13 protein-coding genes and 1 riboswitch are annotated in these 16,420 nt (G+C 74.1%); of the genes, 9 read left to right on the forward strand and 4 right to left on the reverse strand.

Annotated elements, in window-relative coordinates; all coding sequences use genetic code 11:
• Positions 1–209: 209 nt before the first annotated feature.
• The gene (locus ACQ9ZG_RS06045) at positions 210–1,808 is read right to left on the reverse strand and encodes an ABC-F family ATP-binding cassette domain-containing protein (RefSeq protein WP_018488190.1); all 1,599 of its coding nucleotides are present in this window, start codon (positions 1,806–1,808) and stop codon (positions 210–212) included.
• Positions 1,809–2,011: 203 nt separating this feature from the next.
• Between ACQ9ZG_RS06045 and ypfJ the strand changes: the two genes are divergently transcribed.
• A complete protein-coding gene (gene ypfJ, locus ACQ9ZG_RS06050) occupies positions 2,012–2,902 on the forward strand; it encodes a KPN_02809 family neutral zinc metallopeptidase (protein ID WP_109916114.1) in 891 nt (296 codons plus the stop codon).
• Between the two features lie 118 nt (positions 2,903–3,020).
• Complete coding sequence (locus ACQ9ZG_RS06055; protein ID WP_109916115.1) at positions 3,021–3,434, forward strand: VOC family protein; 414 nt, start codon at positions 3,021–3,023, stop codon at positions 3,432–3,434.
• A gap of 115 nt (positions 3,435–3,549) precedes the next feature.
• Here ACQ9ZG_RS06055 and ACQ9ZG_RS06060 read toward each other — a convergent pair whose 3' ends face one another.
• From ACQ9ZG_RS06060 to ACQ9ZG_RS06070, 3 genes are all read right to left on the reverse strand, one after another.
• On the reverse strand, positions 3,550–4,926 hold the full coding sequence (locus ACQ9ZG_RS06060) for a hypothetical protein (RefSeq protein WP_499281573.1): 1,377 nt from the start codon (positions 4,924–4,926) through the stop codon (positions 3,550–3,552).
• Between the two features lie 185 nt (positions 4,927–5,111).
• Entirely contained in the window at positions 5,112–6,239 is a 1,128-nt protein-coding gene (locus ACQ9ZG_RS06065; RefSeq protein WP_386697341.1) for an alpha/beta hydrolase, read from the reverse strand.
• A gap of 203 nt (positions 6,240–6,442) precedes the next feature.
• Entirely contained in the window at positions 6,443–7,102 is a 660-nt protein-coding gene (locus tag ACQ9ZG_RS06070; protein ID WP_109917236.1) for a class II aldolase/adducin family protein, read from the reverse strand.
• Positions 7,103–7,379: 277 nt separating this feature from the next.
• Between ACQ9ZG_RS06070 and ACQ9ZG_RS06075 the strand changes: the two genes are divergently transcribed.
• From ACQ9ZG_RS06075 to ACQ9ZG_RS06105, 7 genes are all read left to right on the forward strand, one after another.
• A complete protein-coding gene (locus ACQ9ZG_RS06075; protein ID WP_026237555.1) occupies positions 7,380–8,648 on the forward strand; it encodes an inorganic phosphate transporter in 1,269 nt (422 codons plus the stop codon).
• A 12-nt stretch (positions 8,649–8,660) separates the two neighbouring features.
• Positions 8,661–8,900, forward strand: a complete 240-nt coding sequence (locus ACQ9ZG_RS06080) for a hypothetical protein (RefSeq protein ID WP_018488183.1) — start codon at positions 8,661–8,663, stop codon at positions 8,898–8,900.
• A gap of 162 nt (positions 8,901–9,062) precedes the next feature.
• Positions 9,063–9,191: riboswitch (cobalamin riboswitch) on the forward strand.
• Between the two features lie 237 nt (positions 9,192–9,428).
• A complete protein-coding gene (locus ACQ9ZG_RS06085) occupies positions 9,429–10,454 on the forward strand; it encodes a cobalamin biosynthesis protein (protein WP_499281574.1) in 1,026 nt (341 codons plus the stop codon).
• Positions 10,455–10,512: 58 nt separating this feature from the next.
• Complete coding sequence (locus ACQ9ZG_RS06090) at positions 10,513–12,420, forward strand: cobyric acid synthase (protein ID WP_109917143.1); 1,908 nt, start codon at positions 10,513–10,515, stop codon at positions 12,418–12,420.
• Positions 12,417–14,450 (forward strand): putative cobaltochelatase, encoded by a 2,034-nt coding sequence (locus tag ACQ9ZG_RS06095; protein ID WP_499280066.1) that lies wholly within the window; start codon positions 12,417–12,419, stop codon positions 14,448–14,450. The genes ACQ9ZG_RS06090 and ACQ9ZG_RS06095 overlap by 4 nt, the downstream gene beginning before the upstream one ends.
• Positions 14,450–15,049, forward strand: coding sequence for a cob(I)yrinic acid a,c-diamide adenosyltransferase (gene cobO, locus ACQ9ZG_RS06100; protein WP_070203786.1), 600 nt, complete (start codon positions 14,450–14,452; stop codon positions 15,047–15,049). Before ACQ9ZG_RS06095 ends, cobO begins: the two co-directional genes overlap by 1 nt.
• Positions 15,043–16,392, forward strand: a complete 1,350-nt coding sequence (locus ACQ9ZG_RS06105) for a cobyrinic acid a,c-diamide synthase CobB (RefSeq protein ID WP_499280067.1) — start codon at positions 15,043–15,045, stop codon at positions 16,390–16,392. Before cobO ends, ACQ9ZG_RS06105 begins: the two co-directional genes overlap by 7 nt.
• Positions 16,393–16,420 lie beyond the last annotated feature (28 nt).

Below are 16,420 nucleotides of genomic sequence, written 5' to 3' on the forward strand. Positions count from 1 at the left end.
TCAGAGCCGTACGGGGAGGGGCGGTCCGGAAAGGGGCGCGCGGCGAGTGGGGGCCGGGCGCACCACCGGGGTACGAGACGCCCTCACGCAGATGGTGGATCACGCGTAGGCCGAATGATCTATCCGGAGGCGATCCGGGCCCCTCCCGAGGGGTTCGGCGCGGGGCTCGGCGGAGGGCACGCTCCGGGCCCCGGCGGGGGCGCGGCGGCTCAGGCCAGGGCGACCAGGTCGCGGTAGTCGGCGCCCCAGAGGTCCTCGACACCGTCCGGGAGGAGGATGATGCGCTCCGGCTGGAGCGCCTCGACCGCGCCCTCGTCGTGGGTGACGAGGACGACGGCACCCTTGTACGTACGGAGTGCGCCGAGGATCTCCTCGCGGCTGGCGGGGTCCAGGTTGTTGGTGGGCTCGTCGAGCAGGAGCACGTTGGCGGAGGAGACGACCAGGGTCGCCAGCGCGAGCCGGGTCTTCTCGCCGCCGGAGAGCACCCCGGCCGGCTTGTCGACGTCGTCACCGGAGAAGAGGAACGAGCCGAGCGTCTTGCGGACCTCGACGAGATCGAGGTCGGGGGCGGCGGAGCGCATGTTCTCCAGGACCGTGCGCTCGGGGTCCAGGGTCTCGTGCTCCTGGGCGTAGTAGCCGAGCTTGAGGCCGTGGCCCTGGATGATCTCGCCGGTGTCGGGCTTCTCGGCTCCGCCGAGGAGGCGCAGCAGCGTGGTCTTGCCGGCGCCGTTGAGGCCGAGGATGACGACGCGGGAGCCCTTGTCGATCGCGAGGTCGACGTCGGTGAAGATCTCCAGCGATCCGTAGGACTTCGACAGGCCCTCCGCCATCAGCGGGGTCTTGCCGCAGGGGGCGGGCTCGGGGAAGCGGAGCTTGGCGACCTTGTCGGAGACCCGGACGGCCTCCAGCCCGGCCAGCAGCCGGTCGGCTCGCTTGGCCATGTTCTGGGCGGCGACGGTCTTGGTGGCCTTGGCGCGCATCTTGTCGGCCTGCGAGTTGAGGGCGGCGGCCTTCTTCTCGGCGTTCTGGCGCTCGCGCTTGCGGCGCTTCTCGTCCGCCTCGCGCTGCTGCTGGTAGAGCTTCCAGCCCATGTTGTAGATGTCGATCTGGGAGCGGTTGGCGTCGAGGTAGAAGACCTTGTTGACGACCGTCTCGACCAGCTCGACGTCGTGGGAGATCACGACGAAGCCGCCGCGGTAGGACTTCAGGTAGTCGCGCAGCCAGACGATGGAGTCGGCGTCCAGGTGGTTGGTCGGCTCGTCCAGGAGCAGGGTGTCGGCGTCCGAGAAGAGGATCCGGGCCAGCTCGACACGGCGGCGCTGACCGCCGGAGAGGGTGTGGAGCGGCTGGCCGAGCACCCGGTCGGGCAGGTTGAGCGCGGCGGCGATGGTGGCGGCCTCGGCCTCGGCGGCGTATCCGCCCTTGGTGAGGAACTCCGTCTCCAGGCGCTCGTACTTCTTCATCGCCTTCTCGCGGGTGGCGCCCTTGCCGTTCGCCATCCGGTCCTCGTTCTCGTGCATCTTGCGCAGGATCTCGTCGAGACCACGGGCGGAGAGGATGCGGTCGCGGGCGAGGACGTCGAGGTCGCCGGTGCGGGGGTCCTGCGGGAGGTAGCCCACCTCGCCGGAGCGGGTGATGGTGCCGCCCGCGGGGGTGCCCTCGCCCGCGAGGCACTTGGTGAGGGTGGTCTTGCCCGCTCCGTTGCGGCCCACCAGGCCGATGCGGTCGCCCTTGGCGATGCGGAAGGAGGCGGACTCGATGAGGATGCGGGCGCCGGCGCGCAGCTCGATGCCGGTGGCGGTGATCACGGAAAAACTCCAGGGCAGGATGGACGGCGGAGGGACGAGGGCGGAGGTCTCTCGACGCCGCTAATGCGCAAGGAGAATGGCCATGGGCTCCATTCTACTGGCGGTGTGCAACTGCTTTTCCGCGTGCCCGCCGGGGGTATCCGTCCGATACTCGGCGCAGGGTGCCGCCCCGGTCCCCTCCCCCGACCGATGGAGGTGCGCCCGTGCAGTTCGACGACGACGCCGATCTGGACACGTCGGAGGTCCAGGATGTGCGCGGGAGCCGCATCCCGGGCGGTCGGGCCACCGTGGGCGGCGGCATCGTGGGGCTCATCGCCCTGGTCGTGGGGCTGCTGTTCGGTGTCGGCCCGGATCAGCTCGGCCTCTCGTCCGGCGACACCGAGCCGGAGGCGGTCTCCTCGTCGGCGGCGCAGGTGCAGCAGAGCTGCCGGACGGGCCAGGACGCCAACAACCGGGACGACTGCCGGACCGTGGCGGTGGTCAACAGCGTGCAGGACTTCTGGCGCCAGGAGTTCGAGCGCCGGCGGGGCAGTTACGCGGCGGCGCCGACGGTCCTGTTCAGCGAGCGGGTGAACACCGCGTGCGGGTCGGCGACCTCGGCGGTGGGCCCCTTCTACTGCCCCGGTGACCGGAAGGTCTATCTGGACCTCGGCTTCTTCGACGAGCTGCGGACGAAGTTCGGCTCCAGCGGCGGGCCGTTCGCCCAGGCGTACGTGGTGGCGCACGAGTACGGCCACCACGTGCAGAACCAACTGGGCACGCTGAGCCGGTCGCAGGACGGGCGGCAGGGCGCGGACAGCAACGCGGTGAAGGTGGAGCTCCAGGCCGACTGCTACGCCGGGGTCTGGGCGCACCACGCGACGACGACGCCGGACGGGTCGACGGGCCGGCCGCTGATCACCGAGCTGACCCGGGCGGACATCCGGGACGGGCTGGACGCGGCGGCCGCGGTCGGGGACGACCGGATCCAGGAGCGGTTCCAGGGCCGGGTGACCCCGGAGTCCTGGACGCACGGCTCCTCCGCGCAGCGGCAGCAGTGGTTCTCCACGGGGTTCCGCAGCGGTGACATGGCCCAGTGCGACACCTTCTCCTGACCCCCTCCCCGGGCCGGGCGGAAGGCCGTCGGCGGCGGACGGAAGGCCGTTGTCAGTGCCGGGTGGAAGACTGAGACGCAGATCACACAGGTGGTCGGTCCCGGAAGAGGTGAGGACGATGGCGGGCGCGGCGCGAGGTGTCCCGACGATCTACCCGACGGTGCTGTACCAGGACGCGAAGGCGGCGATCAGGACGCTGACGGAGGGCTTCGGCTTCACCGAGGAGGCGGTCTACGAGGGCGAGGACGGCAGCGTGCTCCACGCCGAGCTGTCCTGCGGCAACGGCAGGGTGATGCTCGGCTCCAAGGGCGGTTCGGGGGTGTTCGCCCGGGCGATGGCGGGCGCCGGACCAACGGGGGTGTACGTGGTGGTCGACGAGGTGGACGCGCACTGCGCGCGGGCCCGGGAGTTCGGTGTGGAGATCCTCATGGAGCCCACGGACCAGGACTACGGCTCGCGGGACTACATGGCCCGGGACGCCGAGGGCAACGTCTGGAGCTTCGGGACGTACACACCGGGGTCCGCCGGCTGAGCGGCGGGCCCCGGCGGAGGCGTGCGACCGTGCGGGGCGCGGGCTCGGGCCGTACGGGGTCGGGCGTGCGGCTGCGCCCGAGGGGGCGTTCGCGCACCGCGCGCAAGGGCTCGGGTCAGGCTCCGCCCGTGTGGACCTGGAAGGCGGCTCTGCGGACGGCCTTGGCCAGGGCCGGGTCGGGGTGGGCGGCGGCGAGGGCGACCAGGACCTGGACCGTGCGCGGGTGGCCGACGGCCCTGACCTCGTCGAGCAGGGCCGGGACGGTGCCCTGGACGGCGGAGTCGAGGTGGCGCACCAGCAGCCCGGTCTCGCCGTGGTCCGCGACGGCGGCGGCGGTGTCGACCCAGAGCCAGGTGGCCTCCTCCCGGCTGAGGATCTCCTGCGCGTCGTCCGGGTCGACGCCTTCGTACTCGGCGAGCCAGAGCAGGGCGTAGGGGCGCAGCGAGGGATGGTCCACCACCGCGCGGACCTCGGGTTCTGCGGGGGCGCCGACGACGCGCAGCGCTTCGAAGGCCAGGCCGCGCAGGAGCGCGTCCTGGCCCCGGGCGACGGCGAGCAGTTCCGCGACGGCGCTGCCGACCGTCCGGGCGGCGAGCCAGGCGCGGTACTCGTCGCGGGCCGGTCCGGGGGTGAGCCGGGCGCAGCCGAGGAGCATGTCGGCGGCGGACTGCTCGATGTTCCCGGCCGGGCTCTGGGCGGCGACGCAGATCTGTTCCAGCTTGACCCAGACAGCCCAGTTGCCGAGCGGGGTGAGGGTGGCGTGGCCGTTGCCGAGGGTCAGCGCGCCGACGGCGGCGAGGCCCTCCAGGGCCCAGTCCAGCAGCAGGGCGTCCAGGTCGGCGTTCCGGTCGGTGGTCCGGTTCCCCGAAGGTGCCGGAGCGGGCGCGGGGGCGGGTGCCGGTGCGGCCGGGCGGCCGTCGGCCGGAGCGCTCTCAAGGGCCGCGCGGCCGGTCCCGTACGGCACTTCGCAGCGCTCTTCCTGGAGTTCGGCGATGCGCTGGGCGAGGAGGTCCAGAAGGGCGGGTACGGGAACGGGGCCCGCGGAGAGCTGGAGGAGGGAGAGCACCTGGGGCACGGCCTCGACGGCTTCCGCGACCGCGCCGGTCTCGATGCCCTCGGGCGCCGCGTGGACCAGCGACCAGGCGTCGAAGAGCGCCACCCAGCCGCGGAGCACGGCCGAGTCGTCCCGGTCCCAGGCCCGCAGCCGCCAGCCGGGGCGGGCGGTGTCGCCGTGCAGCTCGATGAGGCCGGCCAGCCGGGCCCGGTCCCAGCCCGCGCGGACCTGGGCCGGGGAGAGTTCCAGGGCGGTGGCGGCCCGTTCGAGCGCCTGGGCGGCGAGCGGGGCGGAGCTGCCGGGAGCCGGGGCGCCGGCCGCCCAGTGGGCGATCCGCACGGCATCGGCGAGGACCGCCCTGGCCTGGCGGGCCAGTTCCGTGCGGGGAGGGGTGCCCTCGGGGGGCCGGGGGGCCGGCCTGGTGCGCCGGGTGGACACGGCCCTGCGGGCGGTGGCGAGGGGTCGCGGGCGGACAAGTCGCAGCCTGGAGTCGCGCGGGGTACGGGACGTCACGGGAGCAGTCTTGCCCCTGACGGCCCGAAAGCCCAAACGGAAGGCGTTTCCCCGTTACCGGCACCGTTTCGCGGGGCCCGGTGACCAAAGGGACCGATCCCCGCATCACCTCACATCAGGGGCGTGAGGAAGCGCCGGAGGGTCTCCTCGTACCGCCCGGGATCGGCGTTCCACATCGACGCGTGCGGAGCCTGCCGTACGGCGTGCAGGCTGACGAGGTCCGGGCGGCGCGCGGCCAGCTCCCGGGAGGGGCCCCAGGGGGCGATGGTGTCGTCGGGGCCGTGCAGGATCAGCGTCGGGGCGGGCAGCGCGTCGGGCAGGGCCGGGTCCAGGAGCGGGTCCGAGGCCATCCCCGTCCGGCCCTGGGCGGCGCGGACGGCAAGCGGCAGGAGGGCGGCGGGGACACCGCGGGCGACGGCGAGAGCGCGCAGGGTGGTCTGCCAGTCCAGGACCGGGGAGTCCAGGACGAGGCCGCCGATCCGTTCGCGGAGCGGGGAGCCGACCGCCGCGTGCAGGGCCATGGAGGCGCCGGTGGACCAGCCGTACAGGATCACGCGCCGGGCGCCGTAGCGGACGGCGAAGCGCAGGGCCGCGTCCAGGTCGCGCCACTCGGAGGCGCCGAGGTGGCCGAGGCCGTCGGCGGGGCGGGGGGCTCCGGGGTCGCCCCGGTAGGCGAGGTCCAGCACGGGGAGCTGACGGTCGGCGAGGAAGCCCATCAGGTTCATGGGGTGGTCGCGGGTGGTGCCGAGTCCGTGGGCGGTGATGACCCAGGTGTCGCGCTCGCCGGGCACCCACCAGGCGGGCAGGCCGCCCAGTTCGCCGGGGATCTCGACCTCCCGGTACTCCAGGCCGAGGGCGGTGCCCGGGTCGCCCCGGTACAGCTCGGGGGTGAGGCGGACCTTGTCGCCCGGCTCCAGGGTGCCGGTGCCGATCCGCTCCAGTCGGCGGACGACGGTGTCGGCGGTGGTCTCGGCCCCCTCGACGACGGGGCCGACCACCGCGTGGCCGCCGGGCCCCTCGATCCCGTACGTGCCGGGGCGGAGCGCGGTGAGGGAGCGGGTCAGGGTGATCCGGCCGGGCGCCGTGGCGTGGACGGTGAGCCTGCGGTCGGCGGGGAGGGGCCGTCCGGGGGCCGCCTTGAGGGCGGCGTCGCTGGCGTACCGGCCGGCCGCGACCGCTGCCGCGCCGGCGCCGAGGATCGTGGTGACGGCCGTTGCCGTCGCAGTTGCCGGGCGCACCGCTTCAGTGTCGTGGGGCGGGCGGCGTGGTGCCAGTGGGCGGGGTCCGTCCGGTGCCGCGCCCACTCCCCCGGCCGACCGGGGGCCGCCGGACGGCCGAGGGGCGCGGGGCCGGAAGCGGGGAGGACCGGGGCGGGGAGGCCGGGGGGCCGGGAGGGCCGGGGTGTGAAGGGCCGGGGCGGGGAGCGACGGGGTGCGGGGCGTCAGTCCTGCTGTCCGTATCCCTTCAGCGCTTCCGTCACCTCGTCGAGCTGGGCGCGGCTGAGCAGGGACGGGCTCAGGCCCGGTACGGCGTTCGCGGTGAGCCAGAGGCGGCAGAGCCACTCCAGCTGGGCGGTGCGCTCGTAGGCCTGGTCGAGAGTGGTTCCGTAGGTGACGGTGCCGTGGTTGGCGAGCAGGCAGCCGGTGCGGCCGCGGAGGGCGGTGAGCATGGCGTCGGCCAGCTCCGGGGTGCCGTAGCGGGCGTAGGCGGCGGTACGGACGGGGCCGCCGAGGACGGCGGCCGCGTAGTGCACGAGCGGCACCTCGGTGACGAGCGTGGAGACGGCGGTGGCGTGCACGGCGTGGGTGTGGACCACGGCGGCCGCGTCGGTCTCCCGGTAGACCGTGAGGTGGAGGGGGAGTTCGCTGGTCGGCCGGAGCCTCCCGAGGACCTGGCGGCCGTCGAGGCCGACGCCGACCGCGTCGCGCGGTCCGAGCCGGTCGTAGGGCACCCCGCTGGGGGTCACCAGGACCAGGTCCCCGACCCGGGCGGAGACATTGCCCGAGGTGCCGACGACCAGCCCGTCGGCGGCGCTGCGGCGGGCGGTCTCGACCACCTTCCGCCAGGCCCGGGCGACGGATTCCGGCTGCTGCTCGCTCATGGGGCGAGCGTAGGGGTGACGGCCCGGAAGCGGAACGTGATCCCCCACGTGACGGGGATCTCTTCCGGGCCCGGGACCGTCCGTCAAAGTCTTCGCCAACGAGGGGTAAAGGGCAGCCCAGGCGGTGCCCCAGGGACCCTGCACAGCCCCTCGCGCACACAAACGGAACCGGCGCACTCCGCTTGGGGACACCACAGCGCCCCGCCCAGTTCATCTTCCGTTCACTCAGGTTGCCTACGGTCCACGAGCCACTGACGTCGAACGATTGCCTGGGTAAATGGAACACATCACGCTGCTGCTTGCGATTGTGGTCGTAACAGCTCTCGTGTTCGATTTCACGAACGGTTTCCACGACACCGCCAACGCGATGGCGACCACCATCTCGACCGGCGCGATGAAGCCCAAGACAGCGGTGGCCATGTCCGCCGTTCTCAACCTGATCGGCGCGTTCCTGTCGGTGGAGGTCGCCAAGACGATCTCCGGCGGGATCGTCAACGAAGACGGCATCAGAACAGAGGTCATCTTCGCGGCGCTCGTCGGCGCCATCCTGTGGAATCTCTTCACCTGGCTGCTGGGCCTTCCGTCCAGCTCCTCCCACGCCCTGTTCGGCGGTCTGATCGGCGCCGCCGTGATGTCGGCCGGCTGGTCCTCGATCAACGGCGGCACCGTCGTCACCAAGGTGCTGCTGCCCGCGATCGCCGCCCCGCTGGTCGCCGGGATCGCCGCGATGCTGGCCACCCGGCTCACGTACCGGATCAACCGGAACGTCACCGACCCGAACCAGCAGAAGTCCACCGCCAAGGGCTACCGGGCCGGGCAGATCGCCTCCGCCGGTCTCGTCTCGCTCGCCCACGGCACCAACGACGCCCAGAAGACGATGGGCATCATCACGCTGGCGCTGGTCACCAGCGGTGTCCTGGCCCCCGGCTCCAACCCGCCCATGTGGGTCATCGTCTCGGCCGGTGTCGCCATCGCGCTCGGCACCTACCTCGGTGGCTGGCGCATCATCCGCACCATGGGCAAGGGCCTCACCGACCTCCAGCCGCCGCAGGGCTTCGCCGCCCAGACCAGCGCGGCCACGGTCATCCTGGCCTCCTCGCACCTCGGCTTCTCGCTCTCCACCACGCAGTCCTGCTCCGGCGCCGTCATGGGCGCGGGCCTCGGCCGCAAGGGCGGGGTGGTCCGCTGGTCCACCGCCACCCGGATGTTCGTCGCCTGGGGTCTGACGCTCCCGGCCGCCGCCCTGGTCGGCGCCGGTGCCGAGTTCCTCACCAAGCAGGGCCCCTGGGGCATCGCCGTCACGGCGGTCATCCTGGTCGGCGGCTCCTTCGCCATCTGGCTGGCCTCGCGCCGCGAGCCGGTCGACCACACCAACGTCAACGACACCGACGACACGACGGCGGACGAGCCGCAGGGCGTCGTCACCACCGCCATGGCCGCGGTCGCCCCGCCGCCCACCGCCGGTGCGGTCTCCGAGCTCTCGACCACCATCCCGGCCCCGGCCGGGGCGCCCGACGACACGCCCCGCCCCGCGGCCACGGTGTAAGGACAGATCCGCATGAAAATCGACTGGGCAGCTCTCGCCTCCGTCTTCGGTGTCAGTCTCGTCGTCACCGTCGCACTGGTCGGCGTCTTCACCCTGGGCATCGTCGCCCTCTCCAAGCTGTCGGCCCCGGCCGACAGCGACACCCCCGCCGCCTCCGGCGGTACGGCAGCGCTGGCGCGCACCGGCGCGTACGCCGCCTTCGCGGCGTGCGTGGCGGCGGTCGCGTACGGCATCTATCTGATCGTCGCCTGACCCGCGCCGACGCACTCCATCGGGCCGGACACACCACCGTGTGTCCGGCCCGATGCGCGTCCGCGTGTGCGTCTGCGCACACCGGGCCTCCGCAGGTCAACAGCAAGTTGACGGCCGTTCTCGCAGCGTGGTGGACTGCCTGGGCCATTACGGCGACAGGAGAGGAAGCCGGTGCGAATCCGGCGCGGTCCCGCCACTGTCACCGGGGAGCACTCCCCCACACCGGAGTCACGGCCCGCCGCGCGCGGGCTGGAAGGCCGGGGGACGTGCGGATCCGGGAGCCAGGAGACTCTCGTCGCCGGACACGTCGAACCAGGGCGCGGACCCTGAGTTAAGGACCTGACGCCATGCCTGGCCGCCGAGCGCCGCAGCCGCCGTTGCCGCTGTTCCCGTACGTGCCGTCGTTCCCGCACGTGCCGCTGTTCCCGTACGCCGGAACCTCCCGCCCCGCGACGGCCTGACCCCGTGCGTGCCGATCGCGCTCCTCTGCGCGCCGATCGCCTTCCCGTACGCGCCGGCCGCGCTCCTCTGCGTGCCGGGCGCGTCTTCGCGTACGGCGCCACCGCCGGGCTCGTCGCCGACGCCCTGCTCGGTGACCCCCGCCGGGGGCACCCCGTCGCCGGTTTCGGGCGGGTGGCCGCGCGCGTGGAGTCGCTGCTGTGGCGGGACGACCGGGGCCGGGGCGCGCTGCACACCCTCGTCTGCGCCGGAGGCGCCGTGGGGGCCGCCGCGCTGACCGCCCGTGCCGTACGGGGGCGCCCCGCGCTCGCCGTCGCGCTGACCGCCGCCACCACCTGGTCGGTCGTCGGCGGTACGTCGCTGGGCCGGGAGGCCCGCGCCATCGGGGGCGCGCTGGCCGCCGGGGACCTGGAGGTGGCCCGGGAGCGGCTGCCGCATCTGTGCGGGCGCGACCCGCAGGCCCTGGACGGCCCGGGGATCGCCCGCGCGGTCGTGGAGTCGGTCGCGGAGAACACCTCGGACGCCGTCGTGGGCGCGCTGGTGTGGGGCGCGATCGGCGGGGTCCCCGGGCTCGTCGGCTTCCGGGCCGCGAACACGCTGGACGCGATGGTCGGCCACAAGTCGCCCCGCTACCGCCGCTACGGCTGGGCCTCGGCCCGCCTGGACGACGTGGTGGGCTGGCCCGGCGCCCGGCTGACCGCCGCGCTGGCCGTGGTGGCCGGCGGGCGGCCCGCGGAGGCCGTACGCGCCTGGCAGGCGGACGCGCACCGCCATCCGAGCCCGAACGCGGGCCCGGTGGAGGCGGCGTTCGCGGGGGCGCTCGGCGTACGGCTGGGCGGCACGCTCGCGTACGCCGGGCGCGTGGAGCACCGGCCGGTGCTGAACGGGGCGTCCGGGCGGGAGGTCCGGGGCAGCGACATCGAGCGGGCCGTCGGGCTCTCGCGGCGGGTGGGCGCGCTGGCCCTGGGGGTCTGTGTAGCGGGCCGGCTGGTGGCCGGGCACCTGGTCGCGAACCGGTCGGCCGCAGGGCGTTCGGGGGCAGGACCTTCGACCGCAGGGCTTTCGGTCGGGGCACGGAAGCGGGGGCGGGGATGACCGGCGTGGGCGCGAGCGGTACGGCATCGAGCGGTGCGGTACGGGAACGGGGGCGGGCATGAGCGGCGGCGGGCTGCTGGTCGCGGGGACGACCTCCGACGCGGGCAAGAGCGTCGTCACGGCGGGCATCTGCCGCTGGCTGGTGCGCCGGGGCGTGAAGGTCGCGCCGTTCAAGGCGCAGAACATGTCCCTCAACTCCTTCGTCACCCGCGAGGGCGCCGAGATCGGGCGCGCCCAGGCCATGCAGGCCCAGGCCGCCCGGGTGGAGCCGACGGCGCTGATGAACCCGGTGCTCCTGAAGCCGGGCAGCGACCGTTCCAGCCAGGTCGTCCTGATGGGCAGGCCGGTCGGCGAGATGAGCGCCCGGGGGTATCACGGGGGCCGTCAGGAGGCCCTGCTCGGGACGGTCACGGACTGCCTGGAGCAGCTGCGGTCCACGTACGACGCGGTGATCTGCGAGGGCGCCGGGTCACCGGCCGAGATCAACCTCCGGCGCACCGACATCGTGAACATGGGCATCGCGCGGGCCGCCCGCTTCCCCGTGCTGGTCGTCGGGGACATCGACCGGGGCGGGGTCTTCGCCTCGTTCTTCGGGACGACGGCCCTGCTGAGCGCGGAGGACCAGTCGCTGGTCGCGGGCTATCTGGTGAACAAGTTCCGGGGCGACGTCTCGCTGCTGGAGCCGGGGCTGGACATGCTGTACGGGCTGACCGGGCGGCGTACGTACGGGGTGCTGCCGTACGCCCACGGGCTCGGCATCGACGAGGAGGACGGGCTGCGGGTCTCCCTGCGGGGTGCGGTGCGCGAGTCGGTCGTGGCGCCGCCGCACGGGGAGGACGTGCTGCGGGTCGCGGTCTGCGCGGTGCCGCTGATGTCCAACTTCACGGACGTGGACGCGCTGGCCGCCGAACCGGGCGTCGTCGTGCGGTTCGTGGACCGGGCCGAGGAGCTGGCCGACGCGGACCTGGTCGTCGTGCCCGGCACGCGCGGCACGGTGAAGGCGCTGGCCTGGCTGCGTGAGCGCGGGCTCGCGGAGGCGCTGGTGCGGCGGGCGGCCGAGGGGCGTCCGGTGCTGGGGATCTGCGGCGGGTTCCAGGTGCTCGGTGAGCGCATCGAGGACGAGGTGGAGTCGCGGGCCGGGGTCGTGGACGGGCTGGGACTCCTTCCCGTACGCGTCCGCTTCGACCGGGCCAAGACGCTGGCGCGGCCGGTGGGTTCGGCGCTCGGTGAGGTGGTGGAGGGGTACGAGATCCACCACGGGGTGGCCGATGTACGGGGCGGGGAACCGTTCCTGGACGGCTGCCGGGTCGGGGCGGTGTGGGGCACGCACTGGCACGGGTCGCTGGAGAGCGATGCGTTCCGGCGGCGGTTCCTGGAGGAGGTGGCCCGGGCCGCCGGGCGGCGGTTCGTACCGGCGCCGGACACCTGTTTCGGGGTGCTGCGGGAGGAGCAGTTGGACCGGCTCGGGGATCTGGTGGAGGAGCACGCGGACACGGACGCGTTGTGGCGGCTGATCGAGGGGGGCGCGCCGCGCGGGTTGCCGTTCGTGCCGCCGGGGGCCCCTTCGGGGCCGGGGGACGTGGGTGCGGGTGCGGGTGCGGGTGCGGGTGCGCCGGAGAGCCGGGGCACTGCCCCGGACCCCGCTCCTCAATCGCCGGAGGGGCTTGAAAATCCCGGGTCCGCCCCGGCAAAGGGCCAGGGGGTTGAAAATCCCGGGTCTGCCGGGTTAAAGGGCCAGGGGCTTGAGAATCGCGGGTCCGCCGCGTCAAGGGGCCAGGGGGTTGAAAATCCCAGGTCCACGGCGTCAAGGGACCAGGAGCTTGAGAATCCCGGGTCCGCCGCGTCAAGGGACCAGGGGGTTGAGAATGCCGGGTCCGCCGCGTCAAAGGGCCCGGAGCTTGAGAATGCCGGGTCCGCCGGGCTCGGGCAGGAAGCTGAACAGCATGTCGACGAGGAGGCCTTGTGAGTACGCCCTATCCGTTCACCGCGATCGTCGGGCAGGACGACCTGCGGCTCGGGCTGTTGCTGAACGCCGTCAGTCCGGCCGTCGGCGGCGTGCTCGTGCGGGGTGAGAAGGGGACCGCCAAGTCCACCGCCGTGCGGGCGCTGGCCGCGCTGATGCCCGAGGTCGCCGTCGTACCGGGGTGCCGGTTCTCCTGCGACCCGGTCTCGCCCGACCCGGCGTGTCCCGACGGGCCGCACGCGGAGGCGGCCGGAGTGGCACGGGCCGCGCGGACCGTGGAGCTGCCCGTGGGCGCGTCCGAGGACCGGCTCGTGGGGGCGCTGGACATCGAGCGGGCGCTCTCGGAGGGCGTGAAGGCGTTCGAGCCGGGGCTGCTGGCCGACGCGCACCGGGGGATCCTGTACGTCGACGAGGTCAACCTCCTCCACGACCACCTGGTGGACCTGCTGCTGGACGCGGCGGCCATGGGTGCCTCGTACGTCGAGCGCGAGGGCGTCTCCGTACGGCATGCGGCACGGTTCCTGCTGGTCGGCACGATGAACCCGGAAGAGGGCGAGCTGCGGCCGCAGTTGCTGGACCGGTTCGGGCTGACCGTGGAGGTCTCCGCCTCCCGGGACACCGACGAGCGGGTGGAGGTCGTACGGCGCCGGCTCGCGTACGACGACGATCCCGAGGGGTTCGCCGCGCGCTGGGCCGAGGAGGAGGGCGCCCTGCGCGAGCGGATCGCGGGCGCGCGGGCCCTGCTGCCCCGGGTCGTGCTCGGTGACGGCGTGCTGCGGCAGATCGCGGCCACCTGCGCCGCGTTCGAGGTGGACGGGATGCGGGCCGACATCGTGATGGCCCGGACCGCGACCGCGCTCGCCGCCTGGGCCGGGCGCGAGGAGGTCACCGCCGACGACGTACGGCAGGCCGCCCTGCTGGCCCTCCCCCACCGGCGGCGCCGCAACCCGTTCGACGCACCGGGCCTCGACGAGGACAAGCTCGACCGGACGCTGGACGAGGCCGGTCCGCAGGAGAACCACGACGACGACGATCCCGACCCCGGTCCCGATGGCGGCGGTGACGGCGGCGGAGGCGGTGGCGTTCCGCCGCAGGCCGACGGGGAGGACCGGACTCCGCCCCAGGGCTCCGAGGGCGATGCGCCGTCCCCGGCCCCCGAGGGCGCGCCCGGTGCGCCCGGACGGCCCGCCGGCAGCGAGCAGCAGCCGGTGGCCGCCGCCGAGCCGTTCCGTACGAAGATGCTCAGCGTGCCGGGGCTCGGTGAGGGCGCTGCGGGGCGGCGCTCCCGGGCCCGTACCGAGCACGGGCGTACGACCGGCGCGCGGCGGCCCGAGGGAGCGCTGACCAAGCTGCACCTGGCCGCCACCGTGCAGGCCGCCGCCCCGCACCAGCGTGCGCGCGGGCGCAGCGGGCGCGGGCTCGTGGTGCGCCGGGACGACCTGCGGCAGGCGACCCGGGAGGGGCGGGAGGGCAACCTCGTGCTGTTCGTCGTGGACGCCTCCGGGTCGATGGCGGCCCGGCAGCGGATGAGCGCGGTCAAGGGGGCCGTGCTCTCGCTGCTGCTGGATGCCTACCAGCGGCGGGACAAGGTCGGTCTGGTCACCTTCCGGGGCAAGGAGGCGGAGGTGGCGCTGCCGCCGACCTCGTCCGTGGACGCGGCCGCCGCCCGGCTGGAGTCGCTGCCGACGGGCGGGCGCACTCCGCTGGCCGCCGGGCTGCTCAAGGCCCATGACGTGCTGCGGGTGGAGCGGTTGCGCGATCCGTCGCGCCGGCCGCTGCTCGTCGTGGTCACGGACGGCCGGGCGACCGGGGGGCCGGAGCCCGTGGCGCTCGCGGGGCGGGCGGCGCGGCTGCACCGCTCGGAGGGGACGGCCTCGGTCGTCGTGGACTGCGAGTCGGGGTACGTACGCCTCGGTCTCGCCGGGGAGCTGGCCCGGGAGCTGGGAGGCACCGCCGTCACGCTGGACGAGCTGCGGGCCGACTCGATCGCCGGGCTCGTCAAGGACGTCACCGCCGCCGGGAGGGCCGCCTAATGCCGCAGGGACAGCCGATATCGGTGCCGGACGACGGGCTCACCACCCGTCAGCGCCGCAACCGCCCGCTCCTGTTCGTCCACACGGGCATCGGGAAGGGCAAGTCGACCGCCGCCTTCGGGCTCGCGCTGCGCGCCTGGAACCAGGGGTGGCCGATCGGGGTGTTCCAGTTCGTGAAGTCGGCGAAGTGGAAGGTCGGCGAGGAGAACGCGCTGAAGGTGCTGGGCGCGAGCGGCGAGGGCGGCACCGTCGACTGGCACAAGATGGGCGAGGGCTGGTCCTGGGTCCAGCGCGACGGCCAGCTCGACAACGAGGAGAAGGCCCGCGAGGGCTGGGAGCAGGTCAAGCGCGACCTCGCCGCCGAGACGTACAAGCTGTACGTGCTCGACGAGTTCGCCTATCCGCTGCACTGGGGCTGGATCGACACCGACGAGGTCGTCGAGGTGATGCGGAACCGGCCCGGCACCCAGCACGTGGTGATCACCGGCCGCAACGCGCCGGACGCGCTCATCGAGGCCGCCGACCTGGTGACCGACATGTCGAAGGTCAAGCACCCGATGGACGCGGGGCAGAAGGGCCAGAGGGGCATCGAGTGGTGAGTACGCCCCGTCTGGTCATCGCCGCACCTGCTTCGAACAGCGGCAAGACCACCGTCGCCACCGGCCTGATGGCCGCCTTCACCGCGCGCGGGCTGGCCGTCTCGCCGCACAAGGTGGGCCCGGACTACATCGATCCGGGCTACCACGCGCTGGCGACGGACCGCCCGGGCCGGAATCTCGACGCGTACATGTGCGGGCCGGAGCTGGTCGCCCCGCTCTTCGCGCACGGGTCGGCGGGGTGCGACCTCGCCGTGGTCGAGGGCGTGATGGGGCTGTACGACGGTGCCTCGGGGCAGGGCGAGCTGGCGTCGACCGCGCAGGTGGCGAAGTTGCTCAAGGCGCCGGTGGTGCTGGTGGTGGACGCCTCCTCGCAGTCGCGGTCGGTGGCGGCCCTGGTGCACGGGTTCGCCTCCTGGGACCCTCAGGTGCGGATCGGCGGGGTGATCCTGAACAAGGTGGCCTCCGACCGGCACGAGGCGCTGCTGCGGGACGCGCTGGACGAGTCCGGGCTGCCCGTGCTCGGCGTGATCCGGCGGGCCCCGCAGGTCGCGACGCCCTCGCGCCATCTGGGGCTGGTCCCGGTGGCCGAGCGGCAGGGCGACGCGGTGGAGGCCGTACGGGCCATGGGTGAGCGGGTCCTCGCCGGGTGCGACCTGGACGCGCTGCTGGCACTGGCGCGGACGGCGCCCGCGCTGCCGGATGAGGCGTGGGAGCCCGCGTACGCCCCTGCGGAAGGCCCTCGGCCCGTCGTCGCCGTGGCGGGCGGGGCCGCGTTCACCTTCGCTTACGCGGAACACGCCGAGCTGCTGACGGCGGCCGGTGCGGAGGTCGTGGTCTTCGACCCGCTGCGGGACGAGAAGCTGCCGGCGGGGACGGCGGGGCTCGTGATCGGCGGCGGGTTCCCGGAGGTGTACGCCCCCGAGCTGTCGGCCAACGAGCCGCTGCGGCGGGCGGTGACCGGGCTGGCGCTGAGCGGTGCCCCGGTGGCGGCCGAGTGCGCGGGGCTGCTCTATCTGGCGCGGGAGCTGGACGGGAAGCCGATGTGCGGGGTGCTGGACGCGGAGGCCCGGATGTCGGAGCGGCTCACGCTCGGGTACCGGCAGGCGGTGGCGGTCTCGGACAGCCCGCTCGCGGCGGCCGGGACCCGGATGCGGGGGCACGAGTTCCACCGGACGGTGCTGGAGCCGGGCGCGGGTCCGGTGCCCGCCTGGGGGATGCACCAGCCGGAGCGGCGGGTGGAGGGGTACGTCCAGCGGGGCGTGCACGCCAGCTATCTGCACACCCACTGGGCGGCCTCGCCGGAGGTGGCCCGGCGGTTCGTGGAGCACTGCCGGGCGCGGTGAGGCGCACCAGGGCGCGCGGAGGCGTGCG

Origin of the sequence: Streptomyces araujoniae, from assembly GCF_050871195.1 — a bacterium.
Classification (GTDB): domain Bacteria; phylum Actinomycetota; class Actinomycetes; order Streptomycetales; family Streptomycetaceae; genus Streptomyces; species Streptomyces bacillaris.

What these genes read in the sequence shown, in the direction of transcription:
- ACQ9ZG_RS06055 (WP_109916115.1), top strand. Translation starts at nt 3,021, where the DNA reads ATGGCGGGCGCGGCGCGAGGTGTCCCGACGATCTACCCGACGGTGCTG.
- ACQ9ZG_RS06070 (WP_109917236.1), bottom strand. Translation starts at nt 7,102, where the DNA reads ATGAGCGAGCAGCAGCCGGAATCCGTCGCCCGGGCCTGGCGGAAGGTG.
- ACQ9ZG_RS06075 (WP_026237555.1), top strand. Translation starts at nt 7,380, where the DNA reads ATGGAACACATCACGCTGCTGCTTGCGATTGTGGTCGTAACAGCTCTC.
- ACQ9ZG_RS06080 (WP_018488183.1), top strand. Translation starts at nt 8,661, where the DNA reads ATGAAAATCGACTGGGCAGCTCTCGCCTCCGTCTTCGGTGTCAGTCTC.
- ACQ9ZG_RS06090 (WP_109917143.1), top strand. Translation starts at nt 10,513, where the DNA reads ATGAGCGGCGGCGGGCTGCTGGTCGCGGGGACGACCTCCGACGCGGGC.
- cobO (WP_070203786.1), top strand. Translation starts at nt 14,450, where the DNA reads ATGCCGCAGGGACAGCCGATATCGGTGCCGGACGACGGGCTCACCACC.